The sequence below is a fragment of the bacterium genome, assembly GCA_030247525.1.
Classification (GTDB): Bacteria; Electryoneota; JAOADG01; order JAOADG01; family JAOADG01; genus JAOTSC01.
This window is the reverse complement of the sequence record JAOTSC010000071.1, coordinates 1-17060: the sequence shown is the minus strand read 5'-3', so window position 1 is coordinate 17060 and position 17060 is coordinate 1. Positions and strand designations below refer to the sequence as shown.

General features: G+C 48.8%; 18 protein-coding genes. 13 read left to right on the top strand and 5 right to left on the bottom strand.

Going from position 1 to position 17060, the window contains the following annotated elements; translation table 11 throughout:
* A partial coding sequence (locus OEM52_08065; GenBank protein ID MDK9700084.1) for a UvrD-helicase domain-containing protein occupies nt 1-2696 on the top strand: 2696 nt, incomplete at its 5' end.
* A 24-nt stretch (nt 2697-2720) separates the two neighbouring features.
* Nucleotides 2721-4319 (top strand): T9SS type A sorting domain-containing protein, encoded by a 1599-nt coding sequence (locus OEM52_08060; GenBank protein MDK9700083.1) that lies wholly within the window; start codon nt 2721-2723, stop codon nt 4317-4319.
* Here the strand turns inward: OEM52_08060 and OEM52_08055 are convergent.
* From OEM52_08055 to OEM52_08035, 5 genes are all read right to left on the bottom strand, one after another.
* Complete coding sequence (locus OEM52_08055; protein MDK9700082.1) at nt 4312-5205, bottom strand: DMT family transporter; 894 nt, start codon at nt 5203-5205, stop codon at nt 4312-4314. The two genes, OEM52_08060 and OEM52_08055, sit on opposite strands and share 8 nt — an antisense overlap.
* Nucleotides 5198-5545, bottom strand: a complete 348-nt coding sequence (locus OEM52_08050) for an aspartate 1-decarboxylase (GenBank protein ID MDK9700081.1) — start codon at nt 5543-5545, stop codon at nt 5198-5200. The genes OEM52_08055 and OEM52_08050 overlap by 8 nt, the downstream gene beginning before the upstream one ends.
* 34 nt (nt 5546-5579) lie before the next feature.
* On the bottom strand, nt 5580-6575 hold the full coding sequence (locus tag OEM52_08045; protein MDK9700080.1) for a GNAT family N-acetyltransferase: 996 nt from the start codon (nt 6573-6575) through the stop codon (nt 5580-5582).
* Nucleotides 6576-6658: 83 nt separating this feature from the next.
* Nucleotides 6659-7570 (bottom strand): cation diffusion facilitator family transporter, encoded by a 912-nt coding sequence (locus OEM52_08040; GenBank protein MDK9700079.1) that lies wholly within the window; start codon nt 7568-7570, stop codon nt 6659-6661.
* A gap of 46 nt (nt 7571-7616) precedes the next feature.
* The gene (locus tag OEM52_08035) at nt 7617-7898 is read right to left on the bottom strand and encodes a zf-TFIIB domain-containing protein (GenBank protein MDK9700078.1); all 282 of its coding nucleotides are present in this window, start codon (nt 7896-7898) and stop codon (nt 7617-7619) included.
* 304 nt (nt 7899-8202) lie between these two features.
* Here OEM52_08035 and rpmH point away from each other — a divergent pair, with 304 nt between their 5' ends.
* The 11 genes from rpmH to OEM52_07980 all read left to right on the top strand — a co-directional run bounded on the left by rpmH (nt 8203) and on the right by OEM52_07980 (nt 17017).
* A complete protein-coding gene (gene rpmH, locus OEM52_08030) occupies nt 8203-8355 on the top strand; it encodes a 50S ribosomal protein L34 (GenBank protein MDK9700077.1) in 153 nt (50 codons plus the stop codon).
* 70 nt (nt 8356-8425) lie between these two features.
* Nucleotides 8426-8812 (top strand): ribonuclease P protein component, encoded by a 387-nt coding sequence (gene rnpA, locus OEM52_08025; protein MDK9700076.1) that lies wholly within the window; start codon nt 8426-8428, stop codon nt 8810-8812.
* 94 nt (nt 8813-8906) lie between these two features.
* A complete protein-coding gene (locus OEM52_08020) occupies nt 8907-10148 on the top strand; it encodes an ATP-binding protein (GenBank protein ID MDK9700075.1) in 1242 nt (413 codons plus the stop codon).
* Nucleotides 10145-11548, top strand: coding sequence for a sigma-54 dependent transcriptional regulator (locus OEM52_08015; GenBank protein MDK9700074.1), 1404 nt, complete (start codon nt 10145-10147; stop codon nt 11546-11548). The genes OEM52_08020 and OEM52_08015 overlap by 4 nt, the downstream gene beginning before the upstream one ends.
* 309 nt (nt 11549-11857) lie before the next feature.
* Nucleotides 11858-12283 (top strand): flagellar basal body rod protein FlgB, encoded by a 426-nt coding sequence (gene flgB / locus OEM52_08010; protein ID MDK9700073.1) that lies wholly within the window; start codon nt 11858-11860, stop codon nt 12281-12283.
* Between the two features lie 12 nt (nt 12284-12295).
* The gene (gene flgC / locus OEM52_08005) at nt 12296-12790 is read left to right on the top strand and encodes a flagellar basal body rod protein FlgC (GenBank protein ID MDK9700072.1); all 495 of its coding nucleotides are present in this window, start codon (nt 12296-12298) and stop codon (nt 12788-12790) included.
* A gap of 2 nt (nt 12791-12792) precedes the next feature.
* Nucleotides 12793-13113: a hypothetical protein gene (locus OEM52_08000; GenBank protein ID MDK9700071.1), complete on the top strand. Its 321-nt coding sequence runs from the start codon at nt 12793-12795 to the stop codon at nt 13111-13113.
* 43 nt (nt 13114-13156) lie between these two features.
* On the top strand, nt 13157-13555 hold the full coding sequence (gene fliE / locus OEM52_07995; GenBank protein ID MDK9700070.1) for a flagellar hook-basal body complex protein FliE: 399 nt from the start codon (nt 13157-13159) through the stop codon (nt 13553-13555).
* A 72-nt stretch (nt 13556-13627) separates the two neighbouring features.
* The gene (fliF, locus tag OEM52_07990) at nt 13628-15244 is read left to right on the top strand and encodes a flagellar basal-body MS-ring/collar protein FliF (GenBank protein ID MDK9700069.1); all 1617 of its coding nucleotides are present in this window, start codon (nt 13628-13630) and stop codon (nt 15242-15244) included.
* Nucleotides 15245-15257: 13 nt separating this feature from the next.
* On the top strand, nt 15258-16277 hold the full coding sequence (gene fliG / locus OEM52_07985; GenBank protein ID MDK9700068.1) for a flagellar motor switch protein FliG: 1020 nt from the start codon (nt 15258-15260) through the stop codon (nt 16275-16277).
* Between the two features lie 2 nt (nt 16278-16279).
* The gene (locus OEM52_07980; protein ID MDK9700067.1) at nt 16280-17017 is read left to right on the top strand and encodes a FliH/SctL family protein; all 738 of its coding nucleotides are present in this window, start codon (nt 16280-16282) and stop codon (nt 17015-17017) included.
* The last annotated feature ends 43 nt before the right edge of the window (nt 17018-17060 follow it).

Here is a 17060-nt window from a genome sequence, read left to right as displayed (position 1 = left end):
CTATCGAACTGGAAGCTTTCACCCGCCAGAAAATTTTCGAGCTTGCCCGTCAAACGATTGAGCGTCCCGATTTTCTCATCCCGATACCGGGAAACGATGATAGCATCCCTTCGGGGCAAGCGGCTTTGACAAAAGCATTCGCAGAAGTCAAGCAAACTATCCAGCACTGCTGCGATGCGCAGGACAAATTATTTCTCTTGCTGTCAAATTTGATAACCGAGCTTGCAAAAACCGAAACCTTTTCGTCGGAGTGGGAATCATTTTTCGACTTGCACAATCGCCTCCTCCCGGTGATCCAAACCAAAGGCGATTCTATTATTTCCACGAAAACGAAAGGTGCGGCAAAGAACTGGTCGGGTAGGATCGACGAAGCGCGCAATAACGCAACGGAATTGTTCCTCGCCCTCCAGCAACTACATACCGCCTATGCAAATCGTCTCGTCTCACAGTGGTATGAGCCGCTGCAAGAGCTGCGAACCATTCACCAAGAATTGTTGCGCAAAAATGGCGAGGCACGATTCGACGATTTCATCGAAGGTGCTATTGCATTTCTGTCGGAACCGCAACATCCGGGAAACAGCATCGGCGAGTTTCTTCACCTCGACGAAGCGCAGGACACCGATCCCCGCCAAACGATTTTCATCGAGCGGATGTTAACTCGCGCAACAAGTGAACACGCTTCCCTCTTTGCCGTCGGCGATGTGAAGCAATCGATTTATCTATTCCGTAACGCCGATGTTACGCAATTCGCCGAACGTTTACGTGGTTTACTACTCGCGGCAAATCCTGAAGCGGTACAATACCTAACGGCAAATTTTCGCTCGACTCCGGGAATCGTCCAATTTGTCAACGAGCTATTTCGCGAGCTTTTCCCGGACGAATACGTAGCGATGGAAGCGGTCGTAACGGCGAGTAATCCCCCATCCCTTGTCATTATCGATGGCGAATATCCTTCGCGGGCAAAAATGGAGGATATGGATGCTGACTCAGCAGCCGCGGTTGCCGGATACCTTGCGCAATGCCGCGAGCGGGGTGAGTTACCACGAACAGCCGATGGTGAAATCGCCTGGAACGAAATCGCAATTCTGTTGACAAATAGCTCGAAAGCGACGTTTTACGAATCAGCGTTACGGCAGCATCACACTCCTTATTTGAACGAAACGCCGCGCGGATTTTTTACAACTGATATCATCGCCGACATCGCCAATGCGTTGGCGGTAATTGCGAATCCCTACGATGGGATCGGGTTGTTAGGCGCGCTGCGCGGAAGCTTGTTCGCGATTTCCGACCGTGATCTTTGGGATTGGCAACAAGCGTTGCAAGCGGCTTCGGAGAGTGCGACGCTGCATCTGATGCCCGCTCCAGCCGGCGTATCCCCCACCTTAGCAAACGCGCTGCATGGTTTATGGCAACTTCATTGCGAAGCATCGACGCTACCACTCGCAGCGATTGTGCAGAAGTTGTATCGCCAGGCGCATCTCATCGAACGCACATGGTATGATGGCGGCGGCGCGGCAGTGCGGGGAAAACTCGAAGGGATTTTAACGGCGGCAAGGCGAATGCCTGCGGTGACAACCGTGAGCGAATTTGCCGAGTGGCTTCGTGCCGGACGTTCGGAACCGTCTCGCGAGGCGCAATTTATTTTTCCCGAGGAACCAGCAGTACGATTACTGACGGTACATGGCGCAAAAGGGTTGGAATTCGAGTGGGTGATTGTTCACGGGGCAGGCAATTGGGGTGAATCGCGCCGCAATAATGCCACTGGCATGGTGCACACGAACAACAACGGCGAGGTCGAACTCGGTTTTCAAAAATGGTTTCGCACCAACGGATTTGCGGAAGCCGCCGCGGAGCAATTGGCAAAGGAAGCCGCCGAGCAAAGACGATTGCTATATGTCGCCTGTACGCGCGCAAAACGTCGCCTCATCCTTCCCACTTTAGAGAAGTCCCGGAAAACTCCACGCGATTTCAGTTATCGGACATCGATCCGCGAAGCGGCACAAACATTATCTCCCGATGAAGTACAACTGCTTGCCGTGACCGATTGTATAACACAACCCACTCCCCCCATCGAGGCAGCGCTGCCGGATGCGTCTATCCTACCACCGGAGCCATACTCCACGATTGAGATTCGGGCGATTAGCTCTTTCCATGAACCAATTCCAAGCGATGCATATGAAAAAAATGCGGATGTCTCGGGTGAGAGTCGCGAGACCGGGCAATCGTTCGGCAGTTACTTGCACAAAATTCTCGCGGTTGTTCCCTTCGACGCCGATACCGATACGGTAACGGCAATTGCGAGCAAATTGCTGCCGGAATTTTCTCTACCTGAAGATGGGAAACAGGATTTCTTAACGAAGGCAATCGAGTATACGGAACGGTTTCTTCATTCCGAATTTGCCCAGTCATTTTCAACGGCAACTATGTTTGAACGGGAGTATCCGATACTCTCGCAGACCGCCGATGGACAGTGCCTGCTAGTGGGGACAATCGATTTACTGGTGAAAACTTCCGACCGGTGGTTAGTCGTCGATTATAAAAGTGACAAAGTCAATAGTCCTGAACTTTTACTTTCCCAATATTCCAATCAAGTACAACTTTACTGCAAAGTCGTTCAACGACTTACCAACGAAATAGTAGATGGATTCATGTGGCATTTACCCAGTAGTACGCTTATCCCGGTTCCAATTTTGTGATGTAGAATTTGCGGAGGTAGTATCATGTTTTCTGCACGAAGTATTGCTTCTCTTGCCAGTTTGTTAACACTAATTAGCGCTTCTTTACTCCCAACCCACGCGCAAACTTTGCTTTACTCGATTCAATCTCCCTACTCAATCAATGGTGGTTTATTTGGTTTCGGCGTTAAGGGGATTCCTGACGTGAACCGAGATGGTATTCCAGATCTTGCAATCGGTGCTCAGAGCGAAACGGTCATCCAAACCGATGCCGCCGGACGCTGCTATGTCATGGATGGTTCAAATGGCGATTTGTTAGTTGACTTACACGAACCGGTGCTGCAAAGTGGCAGCAAATTTGGCCAAGCGTTTAGCGCGTTACCGGATATGAATAGCGATACGATTCCCGAAATTGTTGTCGGAGCTTATGGCAGCCGAGTCAACAATCTGAACTTTTCCGGGCGTGCATATATAATGAATCCAGCCGACGGTACAGTACTCCATACTTTACAATCCCCTGCTCCTCAAATCGACGGATGGTTCGGACACTCGGTTAGCAGTGCAGGAGAATGCAACGGCGATACAGTTTGCGATGTGATTATCGGTGCTAGAAAAGAGACGGTGAATCGAGTGGTACAAGCAGGTCATGCCTATCTGTTTAATGGGGCAAACGGCACTTTGCTTCATACCCTCCAGTCACCCAATCCAGAAACCAGTGGATGGTTTGGTCATTTAGTCGGTGAACTTGGCGACATTACCGGAGACGGCAGAAGTGATGTTTTTGTCACAGCATCACAAGAAACCGTAAACGGGCGCGCTCGAGCTGGAAGGATATATACTTTTAATGGCGCGACTGGAGCACTTATCCGCACGATTGCATCACCGATACCCTACAGCAATGGTGGATTCGGTGTAACCGTCGATTTAACCGGGGATGTCGATGGCGACGGTTTCACCGATTTCATCGTCAGCGCGAGCGGCGACTCGTTACCGCAGTGGGGGGTGCGAGGCGTTGCTTATGTTATTAATCCAGTTACCGGCGTCGTTATCTACAATATCTATACTCAAAATCCGAATCCGTTTCCGGTTCGCGGTGTCGCATGTGCCGGCTTGGTCACAAATGACACCCTGCCTGATTTCCTTTGTGGAACTGCAAGCGCTGTGTACTTGTTCGATGGCGAATCCGGCAATTTGCTTTGGACATTGAACGCCCCCATTGCCGGAGGAACCTTCGGATCGTTTTGCGACGGAATTGGTGATGTGAATGGGGATGGAAGAGGCGATTTTATAGTTGGTGATTACAATATCAACTCGCAGCAGGGAGCTGCCTATGTTTACAGCGGTGTAACTCTTAGTGCAGGTGAATACCGCAGCGAAATTACCAATCGATTCGCTTTGAGAACTAACCCCAATCCATTCAACTCATCGACAGTCGTTCACTTTCAGTTACCTGTAACAGCGAATGTCGAGTTAAAGCTCTTCAACTCAGTTGGGAATCAGGTGAGAGCTCTTACGAATCAGGTTTATCCGGCAGGATCACATCAGGTGAGTGTGAGCGGAAATGGATTTAGTTCCGGAAGCTATTTTCTTCGTATGGAAGCGAATGGAAAAATGACCGAACAGAAAATCGTTCTAATCAAGTAGATATCATTTTCATTTGCTTGCGAATCATACTCCATGGTACTTGAGCAAGTAGATTCGCAAATAGGATGATCCCGCCGCCAATTAGTTCGGTCGTCGTAAGTGTTTCGCCAAACCAAATCACCGCGAAGATTGCCGCGAACACCGGCTCAATGGTGTAAATCACCGAAGCAGTGACGGCGTCGGTTTTCGGTTGGAAGCGATTCATTATATAAATCGCGACAATCGAACCGCCCAGTACCGAATATGCCAATCCCCACCAAAACGGCGCGATAAACTGCGTCGCTTGCAAACGCTCCCATTGAATCGGCAACAACAGAAAATTAATGAGACCGGTGAAGAGCGCCGGCCAAAACATCATCGTAACGGGATGGACGTTACGGCCAAGCCGGCTCGTCCAAACGATTTGAAATCCGAATGCCAACGCACATGCGAGCGTCAAGAGATCGCCGAGGTTCCATCCCGCTTCAGCAAAGGGATTCATCAGGAGCGCTGTTCCCGCCAGTGCTAATGGGATTGCAAAAACCGTAGAGAAACGCGGTTTTTCGTGGGCGATTTTTAGAACAACAAATGGGACAACGATTACATAGAGCGAGGTAATGAAACCGGAGCGCGCTGCCGAGGTAAACTGGAGACCGTAGGTTTGGAGCAGAAAACCGGCAGCAAAGGACAGAATCAATCCCCATCCATGTTTATCGAACGGGTAACGAAAGGGAGTTTTCGCGAGTATCATCCAAACTGCAAGCAGAATCGCGGCGATTGTCATTCGCATCGCCACGAATAAACCTGCCGGCGCAACGGTGAGCGCGGTCTTGATAACCGGAAACGTCAGCCCCCAAAGTGCCGTGGTAAGGAAGAGATAGAAGTTTGCGCGTTGCGCGTCAGTCAGGCGTTTCAGTGAGTTTGGTCTCTATGATTGTGTTATCGGGTCCTACAAAAACAACATGGGCGGGAATCGGTTCGCTGGACATTGCAAACGCCATGATGATGACTTCTTCGCCGGGTCGGATGAGGTGCGCCGCCGAACCGTTCAAGCAGATTTCGCCGCTGCCGCGTTTGCCAACCATTACATAGGTCTCTAACCGGGCGCCGCTGGTCACTGCCGATACCAATACTTTTTCGTTCTGCCACAAATTGGCGGCATCGCACAAATCGGCGTCGATAGTAATCGAACCGACATAGTCAAGATTCGCTTCCGTAATCCGAGCACGATGTAATTTCGACTTCAATAAAAATCGTGGATAAGGATACACAGCGCTACTCCTACAACTCGAAAAAGTAAACGTCCCGCCAAGCGCCCAGCGCTCCGAAGTTCTCCTTGAACCGAATCAATCCGTCGCCCGGCACCCCATTCACCGTGGAAATCCCAAAATCGAGCCAATGCGCCCCTTCGCGTTGCGCCTGCACAATCGAATAATGATTGAGCGGTACAACCGCTTTCAAGTCGCTACGGTCTCGGTCATGAGCGATATAGAACGTCAAATGAATAGTGGCATTCGCAATAAAGATCAAAGTCGCGGCAACGACGACATTCGCCTTATCATACGCAAAGTAGAGCCGTAACCGCTCCGGCATCAGTTTCGTAAGTACTGTCAGATCGGTGCGCGTATGCGCTGGCGTTACATTGTGCTTCTTGCGATTCTCGACCAACATCGGATGGAAGATATCCCAATTCGCTTCGGATAAATCTACCGTCTCGATACGAACGCCCTCTTTTTCGGCATGACGCAATGCGCCGCACGACTTGTTGTCGTATGCCGCTAACGGATCGCCCGTCCAAAGTGGTACGACTTGGGTGTAATCCCGTTTCCGGTATTGAAATCCTAACTGCAAAAAAGCAAAGTTCCAGACATCGGAGGGTATATTATGATATGGTAATGGAGGTGGGGTAATCTCGATCCCGCTATACCCGTTCGTTTTCGCGGTTTCCAGCAACAGCGCTCCAATTGCCATCGCTTCGTCAAATGCTGGAATTTTCCGCGTGATTATCCCGCCATAACTGGCGCCGGGGTGCGATATCAACCACTGCTGGCTTTCGCCCGCGGTTCCCGGTCGCTCCCGCACTGCTGCCGGAAACACCCCCCAAAGATTTCCTTTTTTGTATAAGGCAAGCGAACCGTCGATGAACTTCCCGTTAGGATGATATTCCAGAAATCGTTTCATCTGAAACATTGTTCCATCATTGGCTTGTTCGACCAGCTCGTCCCATTCGGCATTCGATGCCGTATCCCCCGCTTGCCACCGGTACGGATTCTTCAAGTCATCCTCAGAAAATGATGCTAAACAACTAATCGTTTGCTACTAAGATAGGAAATGCGGGAGGGAAAAATGAAATATTGTCGTTAGGAGTCAAGTTGTAAGCGATCGACCGCTTCATCGTTATAAGGGTCTAAGTGGACAATTACACTCGCGCCGGTAAACTTAGTTTCGATGTCCTTCATGACCGATTCCGCGATGGCATGGGCGGTTTCCACTGTTAATGCTGGTTCTACTTCCAAATGCAATTCGATGTACCGGATCGACCCACTCATCCGGGTGCGTAGTCCGTGGTATCCATTGACTGGCGCTGTAAGCTTGGTCAGATAGTTATGAAGCCAATCCAATTCAGCCTGAGGTAAACTTGTATCTAACAGTGTATCGATTGTTTTTTTACCCAATCGGTAGCTCACAACCAAGACCAGAGCTGCAACAAGCAATGCAGCGATTGTATCAACCCAAGGGTATCCGAACGAGACACAAACTAAACCTAAGAGAACAACCAATGAACTCCAGATATCACTTGAGAAATGCAATGCGTCCGCTTCTAATGCCTGACTATTGTACTTCTTTGCAACCTTTTTCAACGCTCGTGAACGGGTGATATCGACAATGATCGAAATCACGATTACGCCAAAACCCCAAATGTTTGCGTCGACGTGAACTACGTGTGTCGTTGTCAATCGCTTAAATGCTTCCCAGATAATCCAAAAACATGTAACAACCAGCAGCAGTGTCTCAAACAACGCCGAAACGTTTTCAATCTTCCCATGACCAAATTGATGCTCACGGTCGGCGGGACGGTCGGAGTAACTGACAGCAAAGTAGGTCATCGCCGCTGCAAGCAAATCGAGCCCAGAGTGTGCCGCTTCAGAAAGAATCCCCAAACTGTTCGTCCAGAGACCAACGCCAAGTTTTAAACCAGTAATGACCAATGCGCCGACAATCGAAGTCAACGCAACCCACTTTTTCTCGCGAATTTTCTGGTCATTGGTCATTGGTTCACAAGTTAATTTTTAACTACCACTGTTCAAGCTATTTGTGTCAAAAATCGAACAACTCGCCCAAGAAGCCTTTGCGTTTCCGATAGTGTTTATCGCCGTGATGCGAGTCGTGTTTGTAACGATCATCGTCATCATCATAACGCGGTCGATCATAACCGCTCGGTTGATTGCTCGACGGCTTTGCCGGAACCATCGATTTCTCAATGATTTTATCCAACTCACCGCGATCCAACCATATCCCACGGCATTTGGGACAGAAATCGATTTCGATTCCGCTTCGTTCGGCCATCGACAGGTCTACATCGCAAACCGGACACTTCATGTTACTTCTCCCCTGAGTATCTTTTAAGCAAAGTAGCGGGTGGAAACAGTGCTGTCAAGCGGCTTCGATACTGCGTGTCAATAGCAAAAGTGAAGGAAAATCTACCTGTTACGTCGGGATATCTTCTCACTCTTCTCAATGATAGAATGACAGTTGCTTGAGAAATGGTCGGTTGGACTGTACTTTCTGGTTGTTCTCGTAAATCAAGTAATTCCGTGTCTCTCGGAGAGCGTAGATTTGCATTTCCCGTTGCAAACACATATACTAAGCGTTTGCAAGTAATCATGATGGATGGACATTACAAATGAAGCGTACTTTTCAACCCCATAACCGCAAACGCCGGAACAAGCACGGCTTTCGTTCCCGCATGGCGACCAAAAACGGCCGCAAAGTTCTCGCCCGGCGTCGTGCTCGGGGCAGATACTCGCTCACCGTCAGCGATTCAATACCCGGGTAGTCGTATCATACTTTTTTTTTGATACCCCGCTCGCTAACGGCGGGGTTTTTCTTGCCTATCTTGCAGAACCATGTTAACCACCCTTCCAATCGAAACCGTACACAACTTTTCATTCCCCCGTTCACGGCGGTTGCATGGCGATAAAATTATCTCACAAGTCCGAAAAACCGGACACCGAAAATTTTCTACACACCTAAGTTTACACTATCTACCTGATGAACGTTGTTTTCAAGTTGGTTTTGCCGTCTCCAAGCGATGTGGCAACGCGGTTGTCCGTAACCGGATCAAAAGGTTACTGCGGGAGTACGTCCGCCACCGGTTTTCCGAATTGCCTCAACAAGGGTGTTGCTTACTCGGAGCACATAAAGCATTCTCCTCAATGACACCCGATATTCTCGCTGAGTTACAACAGCTTTTTCACCGGATACAACGTACAATCGTCAAAACGAAGATTTGACGATAAAATAAACATTCTTTTGTCAACTAACGATTTTGCATTGTCTTAGGCATTCGAGCATCGTATACTTTTCCCAAAGAACAAGCGACTGGTTATGAATCAGAACTTACATCCCATTCCGATACCGAACGCCGAAGAGATGTCGATTGAGCGGCTGGTTGAATTGTTCCGGGAATTTTCCGAACAATCAACTGGATTGCGCTCTGCGTATGCCGAGCTTGAGCAACGAGTCGCTGAGCTGTCACAAGAATTGGCACGGAAGGATCGGGAGATCTATTCCGGTTATAATAATCTCTGGGAGTTTCAAGCCTATCTCGATAGTATATTGGAGTCAATTCCAGTAGGACTAGTTGTTATCGATTTACTGGGTCAGATTACCCGATTGAATCGTTCCGCTCGCGAAATTCTCAATCTTGCTCCGGAAGAATTGCCTTCCAGCACAATTTTCTTCGATACGCAGGAGCCAACGATACCTGCCAACGATTTAACCGAACCGGCCCGTATCGGAGTTCCAACCGAGCGCATCATCGAGCGTCCCCAAGGCAGTGTTCGCATCCGGCAAGTCGTATCTTGGCTATACAATCGAGCAGGTGAACGAATGGGTATGGTCGTTTCGCTGGAAGATTTAACTGCCATCCAGATGCTCGAACAGCGAATCGACGAACAGAAAACATTGGTTGCCTTGGGTGAAATGGCTGCCCATGTTGCCCACGAATTACGGAATCCTTTGTTTGGGATCGGAGGATTTGCCCAAATCCTGCTGGAAGAGACTCCGGAAACCGATGACCGTTACCGGTTAATCAAAAAAATCAATGAGGGGGTTGATTCGTTAAACCGGATCGCTACCACGCTATTAAATTACACTCGCACCGGCGAACCGACGTTTGAGCGAGTGGACTTGCAACAACTCTTAAACGATGTCGCCGATTGGGTTGCTAACGACCTACAAGATAAGCAGTCGAAAATTGCCATCGATCTCGATTTACCGGTCGAAAACATCCCGGTAAAACTCGACAAGGAGTTAATGCGGGAAGCGCTGCTTAATCTTGCCAAGAATGCAAAACAGGCGATGTCGAAAGGTGGTTTATTGTTGTTTGGTTTGCGGTGGGACTTGATGAAAAACCGGGTAATAGTCACAGTAAGCGATACCGGAGTTGGCATTGCACCCGAAAATCAAGAACGAATCTTCAACCCATTTTTTACAACCCGTTCAACCGGTACCGGGTTAGGATTGGCTGTTGTAAGTAAGATCGTCCGGTTACATCACGGCACAATATCTGTCTCCTCCGAAATCGGAGTTGGCAGTCAGTTTACGATGGAGTTACCAATCGTATGAGTCAGTTTGAGGGACGACGAATCGCCGTGGTAGATGACGAGCGATTGAATCTGGAAATGCTCGAGACGTACCTGACTCGCAACGGCGCCAGCGTTGTACTATTCACCAGTGCTGAAGATGCCCTCGATGGATTGGATACCACTGAAGTTGACGCGGTTGTCACCGATGTCAAGCTCGGCGGCATGACCGGTTTGGAACTACTAAAGAAACTTCGTCCGAAGAATCCGAATTTACCTGTTCTGATGATGACTGCTTACGGCACCATCGAGTCCGCCGTAGAGGCGATGTACGAAGGCGCTTACTACTATCTGACGAAACCGTTCAAGTTGAAAGAGTTTGGTTTGTTACTCGCCCGCGCGCTGGAACACTCCAAGTTAATCGAAGAAAACATCCGGTTGAAACAAGCACTGCAGGAACACCAACCTCCTGCCGGTATCATCGGCGGCAGCGCTGTAATGCGGGACGTACTAAGTCTTATCAACCAAGTTGCCCCAACCCAATCCAATGTGTTAATTCTCGGCGAATCCGGAACCGGTAAAGAGGTTGTCGCGCGTGCAATCCACCAACGCTCAACCCGTACCGAAGGTTCATTTGTCTCGGTTAATTGTGCGGCATTGCCGGAAGGGCTCATCGAATCAGAATTGTTCGGCCATGTTCGCGGCTCCTTTACCGGTGCAATTCGGGATTACAAGGGAAAGTTTGAAATGGCGGAAAACGGCACCATTCTTCTGGATGAAGTGTCGGAAATGCCGTTATCATTGCAGCCAAAATTGTTGCGGGTGATTCAGGAGCGGGAGTATTTTCGCGTCGGTTCTGGCGAGATAAAAAAAACCAATGTGAGAGTGATAGCGACTTCCAATCGCAATCTGCAGGAAGAAGTTGCGAAAGGGCGATTCCGGCAGGATTTGTATTTCCGGTTAAACGTTATTCCCATTCAATTGCCCCCGTTGCGGGATCGGAAAGAAGATATTTTGGAATTGGTGAAGTTCTTTGTTGACCGCTTCGCAAAAGAGTGCAAAAAGGAAATAACCGGATTGAGCGAAGATGCAATGGTGGTGTTGCGTGGATATAATTGGCCCGGCAATGTCCGTGAGTTGGAAAATGCAATCGAAAGAGCAGTGGTATTGGCGAATTGCAATCGGTTGGAAAAACATCACTTTCTCCACTTGATCGGAACAAATGTGCAGACGAAGGGGGGATCGCTCTCAGGAACGGTTGGTCTTTCGATGCATGAACTCGAAAAACAACATCTTCTTGCGACGTTGAGCGCTCAAGGGTTTAACCGTACCCGTACCGCCGAAATCCTTGACATTTCGATTCGTACGCTTCGCAACAAGATCAACGAGTATCGTGCCGAAGGAACATTCATTGGTGAGTCTGGGGGAGACAACGACGAGTAACGCGTAATTTGCGGTTTGAATGGGGCGATTCCTATCAATCGCCCTTTTTTATTTCTCAAGATAAAATCTCAAGTAACACTTTAAATAAAGAATTATGCTCGATACAGCTTAATCTTTGCTTCAACAACACAAATACACAAAAATAATGCGATATGAAAACGAAAGAACGACATTTCCCAGTAGGAAAAAGTTACCAGTATCTCTGGTGGATAAACATCTTCACACATTGATAATACAGAACTTAATAGAATTCTGCGAGCGGCATGTTTGTTGCTCAATTTCTGAGCGGTGGAATCGACGGAAACTCTTATGTCTCTGAAAGATATGATCTTCGACAAGACTCCGATCCCGACGTTAGCGAAGGGATTGGATGCATTCTCACGTCGCCAGCGTTCCATCGCTCACAATCTTGCCAATATCGAAACACCGGGGTACCAGCGACGTTATGTCCGATTCGAAGAAGAGTTAAAATCGGTTCTCGATTCAAAAAATGCCGCATTGAAAGTGACGTCGGAAGGACACCTTCCCTTCACGAACGGTCTTTTCGACAAATTGGAAGGAACGATTTTTACCGATCAGGAGACACCCCCGATTAACGGTGTGAATAATGTTTCCTTAGACCAAGAAATGGCGGACTTGGCAACCAACAACCTGCATTACCAGACTTCCGCTCGATTGATTCGACTCTACTTTGATGGTTTACGAAATGCAATCCGAGGTGGTGGCGCTTCGTAAGGGGGACAAACGATGGCAATCCGGGGCATCTTTTCATCGATGGACATTAGTGCCAGCGGGTTATTAGCTCAACGTCGCAGACTCGACGCCGTCGCCCAGAATCTGGCGAACAGCGAGACCACCCGAACCGAAGAAGGGGGACCGTTCCAACGCCGAATTGTAATTTTTGGCGAAGATAAGACCCCGTTTGAAACAGTTTCGCCCGGAGTGCCGACTAAGCTTGACATCGACTACTCGGATCTTGACCACCTTTCGATCAATAGCGCGTTAAACAGTTACCACAACCTGTCGGGGGTAAAGACCAACGAAGTACGTGACAACACCGAGCCGGAGCTGGTTTACGATCCCGGTCATCCCGACGCCGATGCGCGGGGTTATGTTGCGTATCCGAAGATTAATCCGATTCAGGAGATGACCGATTTAATTGCCGCAGCGCGCGCCTATGAAGCGAATGCCGCCGTAATCCAATCGGCAAAAGGGATGTTCCGTAAGGCGCTGGAGATTTAATTATGGCGTTACCGGCTACCCGGTTCACACAACAACCGATAGTACCAAAGCCTTCAACCGATCCAGCACCATACTCCAAGAATAGCTCCCGGGATCAGCGAGTCGAGGCATTTGAACAACTACGGCAACGAACCGTACACTCTCAAGAAGAGTATGTCAGTGAAACCCGTTCAACGCAACACTTACAATTGGCACGCGCACAAGCAGACTTAGAAGAAAAGTGGCGGCAACGCGGGGTTTTACCATCGGCAAGTGCGTATGGCAGCAATGGTCAATCCGATGGGGGTTCGCCGTTAGGACGTTTCATCGATTTGTACGCATAAAAACTTTTGGTCTGATTGTTTTGATTGAATAAGAGGATTTCTAATGTCCGCCGAAAAAATTGGACGTTTCGCTGGAAACCTACATTCCATGACCGACCAGTCACTACGGCCGCATATGGAAGGTCTTCCCAAACGCGAACCGGGTGAGATCCAATCCGAGCTACCGAACATTCCGTTCTCGAAGCATATCGATCCTTCCCAGTCGCAATCTGGCAGTGAACGGGTTTCCTTTGGGAATACTCTGGAAGGGATGCTCAAGGAAGTCAGCAGTCTGCAGCAACAAGCAAAAATAGGCACCGAACGAATGCTGACCGGTGAAGTCGAGGATGTCCATCAAGTGATGGTGGCTGTCGAAAAAGCGAGTACAAGTTTCCTTCTGATGATGGAAATCCGAAACAAATTAGTTGAAGCTTATCGCGAAGTAATGCGGATGCAGGTATAATCATCTTCCCTTATCGTCGTCGTTAGTCAACGACGGATTTTCATTCCCAGTTTTTTGTTGTGAGTCAGTACTATGAATTTAAGCGGCCGAGAACTTGTTCTGCAGTCACGTCAGACCTGGGGCCGGCTAACAAACGGTCAGCGCATTACATTTGGCATGCTGATCGTTGGTAGTGTGATTGCGATCTCCTTGTTAATGTGGTGGTCATCCAAACCTGACTATGCAGTGTTGTTTAGTGGACTCAACGAACAGGATGGCGGGAAAGTCATCAACTATCTGCAAGAGTCGAACATCCCCTACAAATTCGAGATGGGTGGCAGTACCATCAAAATCCCGCGCGAAAATCTTTACGATACTCGCCTAAAGCTTGCCAGTCTTGGACTCCCCGAACAAAAAGGGGTCGGTTATGAGCTGTTCGATAAAGTTAATTTCGGTATGAGCGACTTCATGCAGAAGTTGAATTACCGGCGTGCACTCGAAGGGGAATTGGCGCGAACGATAATCTCGATGGATGAAGTGGAAGCGGCAAGAGTACACTTAGTGATGCCCGAAGAATCGTTGTTCAAAGAAAAGGAAAAGCCGATAACAGCCTCGGTCGTTTTGAAGTTAAAATCAAACCATCAACTCACACAGGGACAAATCCAAGGACTTAGTTTTTTAGTTGCTGGAGCAGTCGAAGGACTATCGACCGAAAAAGTAACGATTGTCGACAACAAAGGGAATGTTCTTTCCAATCTGATGGATCGCGACCCGGTCGCCGCCCTTTCCGCGACACAGTTACAGATGCAGCAGCAAGTCGAACAATCGGTCATAGCTAATCTTCAATCAATGCTCGACCGGTTATTGGGACAAAACAAAGCGATTGTCCGGGCAACAGCGGAACTCGATTTCAAACGGATTGAGGAACAGCGCGAACTATACGACAACACCAATCCGGCTGTTCGCAGCGAAGAACGTACCGAAGCCACGAGCAGTGGCGGTCCCAGTGGTAACACCAATAATGAAAATACCGTTACGAATTACGAAGTCAGCCGCACAGTTCAGAAAATTGTAAACAGCACCGGTGGAATAAAGCGCCTTTCGTTATCAGTATTAATCGATGGCGTCTACAAAAAGACCGGCGAAGGCGATGATGTAAAATCAGAGTATCAACCGCGTAATGACATCGAAATGACTCAGATTGCGAAAGCGATTCGCGGCGCGGTCGGTTTCGATTCCACTCGAGGCGATTTATTGGAGATCTCGAATGTCGCCTTCGATGTCACCCAAATCGAAGAGCAAAAAGAAGAGTTTAAGCAAACCGAGCGAATGGAATTCTGGCGGATGGTGATCGAGCGCGGCGTATTGATACTCGGCGCTTTGATTATCCTGTTTATGATTCGCGGCTTCTTGAAACGGACGGCAAAATCGACCCAAACGGCTTTAGAGCGAACACTGGTCGAGTTATCGCCTCGTCCACCGGATCAATTAGGCAGTGGTGCGATGCCGGCAAGTGCAGGCGCTTTAATGTCCGGCACTGACGGTTTCGGACGTCGCACCGAAGAAGCAAGAAAAATGCTCCCTGATTTTGATTCTGAGGTGTCGGAAGAAGTCGCAGTTATGAAACAGATGCAGGATCAATTAGAAGAATTTGCGATGAAGAAACCAGAGAGTGCAGCAAGATTACTTAAATCATGGCTGATTGAGTAGTAAGGAGTACGGCGTGCAGTCTGCGTCGAAAGTCAATGCAGCAAATCTGAGCGGGAAATCAAAAGCAGCGATTTTCTTAGTCGCCTTAGGTATGAAGGCGGCATCGGGTGTGTATAAATATTTAACCGATGCAGAAATCGAGATGCTTACTACTGAAATCGCCCGGCTCGACAACATTCCCTCGCATGTCATACAATCGGTGACGGAAGAGTTCCATCAGATGGTGCTTGCCCAAGAGTACATCGCATCTGGTGGACTGGCGTATGCGCAAGAGGTGTTGGAAAACGCTTTAGGAGAGCAACGCGCGATTGAGATTATCCGCAAGGTTCAGCTCTCCCTGCAAGTAAAAGGTTTTAACATTTTGCAAAACGTTGACAGCAACCAGTTGCTCGCGTTCTTGCAAAAAGAGCACCCGCAAACCATTGCATTGGTAATGACCCAATTGAATCCAATCCAAGCGGCGAATGTGATGGCGGACTTTCCCCCTTCACTGCAGGTCGAGGTTTTATACCGGTTAGCACAGATGGAACGGGTTTCACCGGAAGTACTTGCCTCGGTCGAGCGAGTATTGGAATCACGAATCGACTTCTCACAGAGTGCTTCGAAATTAGGCGGGGTAAAATCGGCTTCGGAAATCCTCAACTTGATGGGTACCCGCCACGAGAAATCGATTTTGGCTGGTATCGCTCGTGAAAATCCTCAACTTGCAACTGAGATTAAAAACTTGATGTTCGTATTCGAAGATTTAATCAATCTCGACGACCGTTCGCTGCAAAAAGTTCTCAAGGAAGTCGACAATAAAGAACTGGCAATGTCGCTCAAAGCGTGTAGCAACGAATTGAAACACCGGATTCTTTCCAATATGTCGAAACGCGCTGCCGAAATGATTGAAGAAGAATTGAGTTATATGGGACCGGTGCGATTGCGGGAAGTGGAAGAAGTGCAGCAACGCATCATCGATATTGTCCGCCGATTGGAAGAAGAAGGACAAATCGTTGTTACCGGCGGTACTACTGAGGATCAACTGGTTTAACCATGAGACCACCGAAACAAACCGATCCGTTGGAAGCAACCACTGTGAAATCACGGCGGCACTCCTACAATAACGACGATGTTTCGATGGAAGAACCGATTTGGGTAAAACCGAATCCAGTTAAGCACATCCCTTCGACTCCTATCACATCAGAACGCGGTGATCCATTTCAATTGGCGCGCAAACTCGCCAGCGAGCGAAATGAAGAGCGGGATAACGCCGTCAACGCTGCCTACGCCAAAGGCTATGCCGAGGGAAGCGCAGTCGCGGATGCCGCCGCCCACGAAAAACTCGTTAAGATCGCCGAGCAGTTAGACGACTACGCCCAGAGTATCGATACCAAACTGGAAACGATCTATCAGGAATTGGCTCCAACCATTACTAAACTTGCCTTGGAAATTGCAAAGAAAGCGGTTGCCACCGAGCTTACTCTTTCGCCAATTCTCGTTACCGAAATTGCGAAACAGATTTGTAAAGAGATCGGCGACCGTTCCGGCATGACCGTTCGATTCCATCCCGACGATGTAACAGTGTTGCAACAGGCGGGGGTCGATTTAACGTCAATCCTGAGTGCAACCAATAAAATCAGTGTCGAACCGAGTCATGGCATTGCCCGTGGCGGTTGCATTGTCGAAACCATCGAAGGACAATGGGACGGACGGATCGAAACCCGCTGGAATGAAATTACCAACTCCTTGCTGGAGTTAAGCGGTGAGACATCGGAGCGGATCGATGAGTGATGTTTCCGAAGCGCTCGAAACTGCCTTAACCCATACCCGGCAT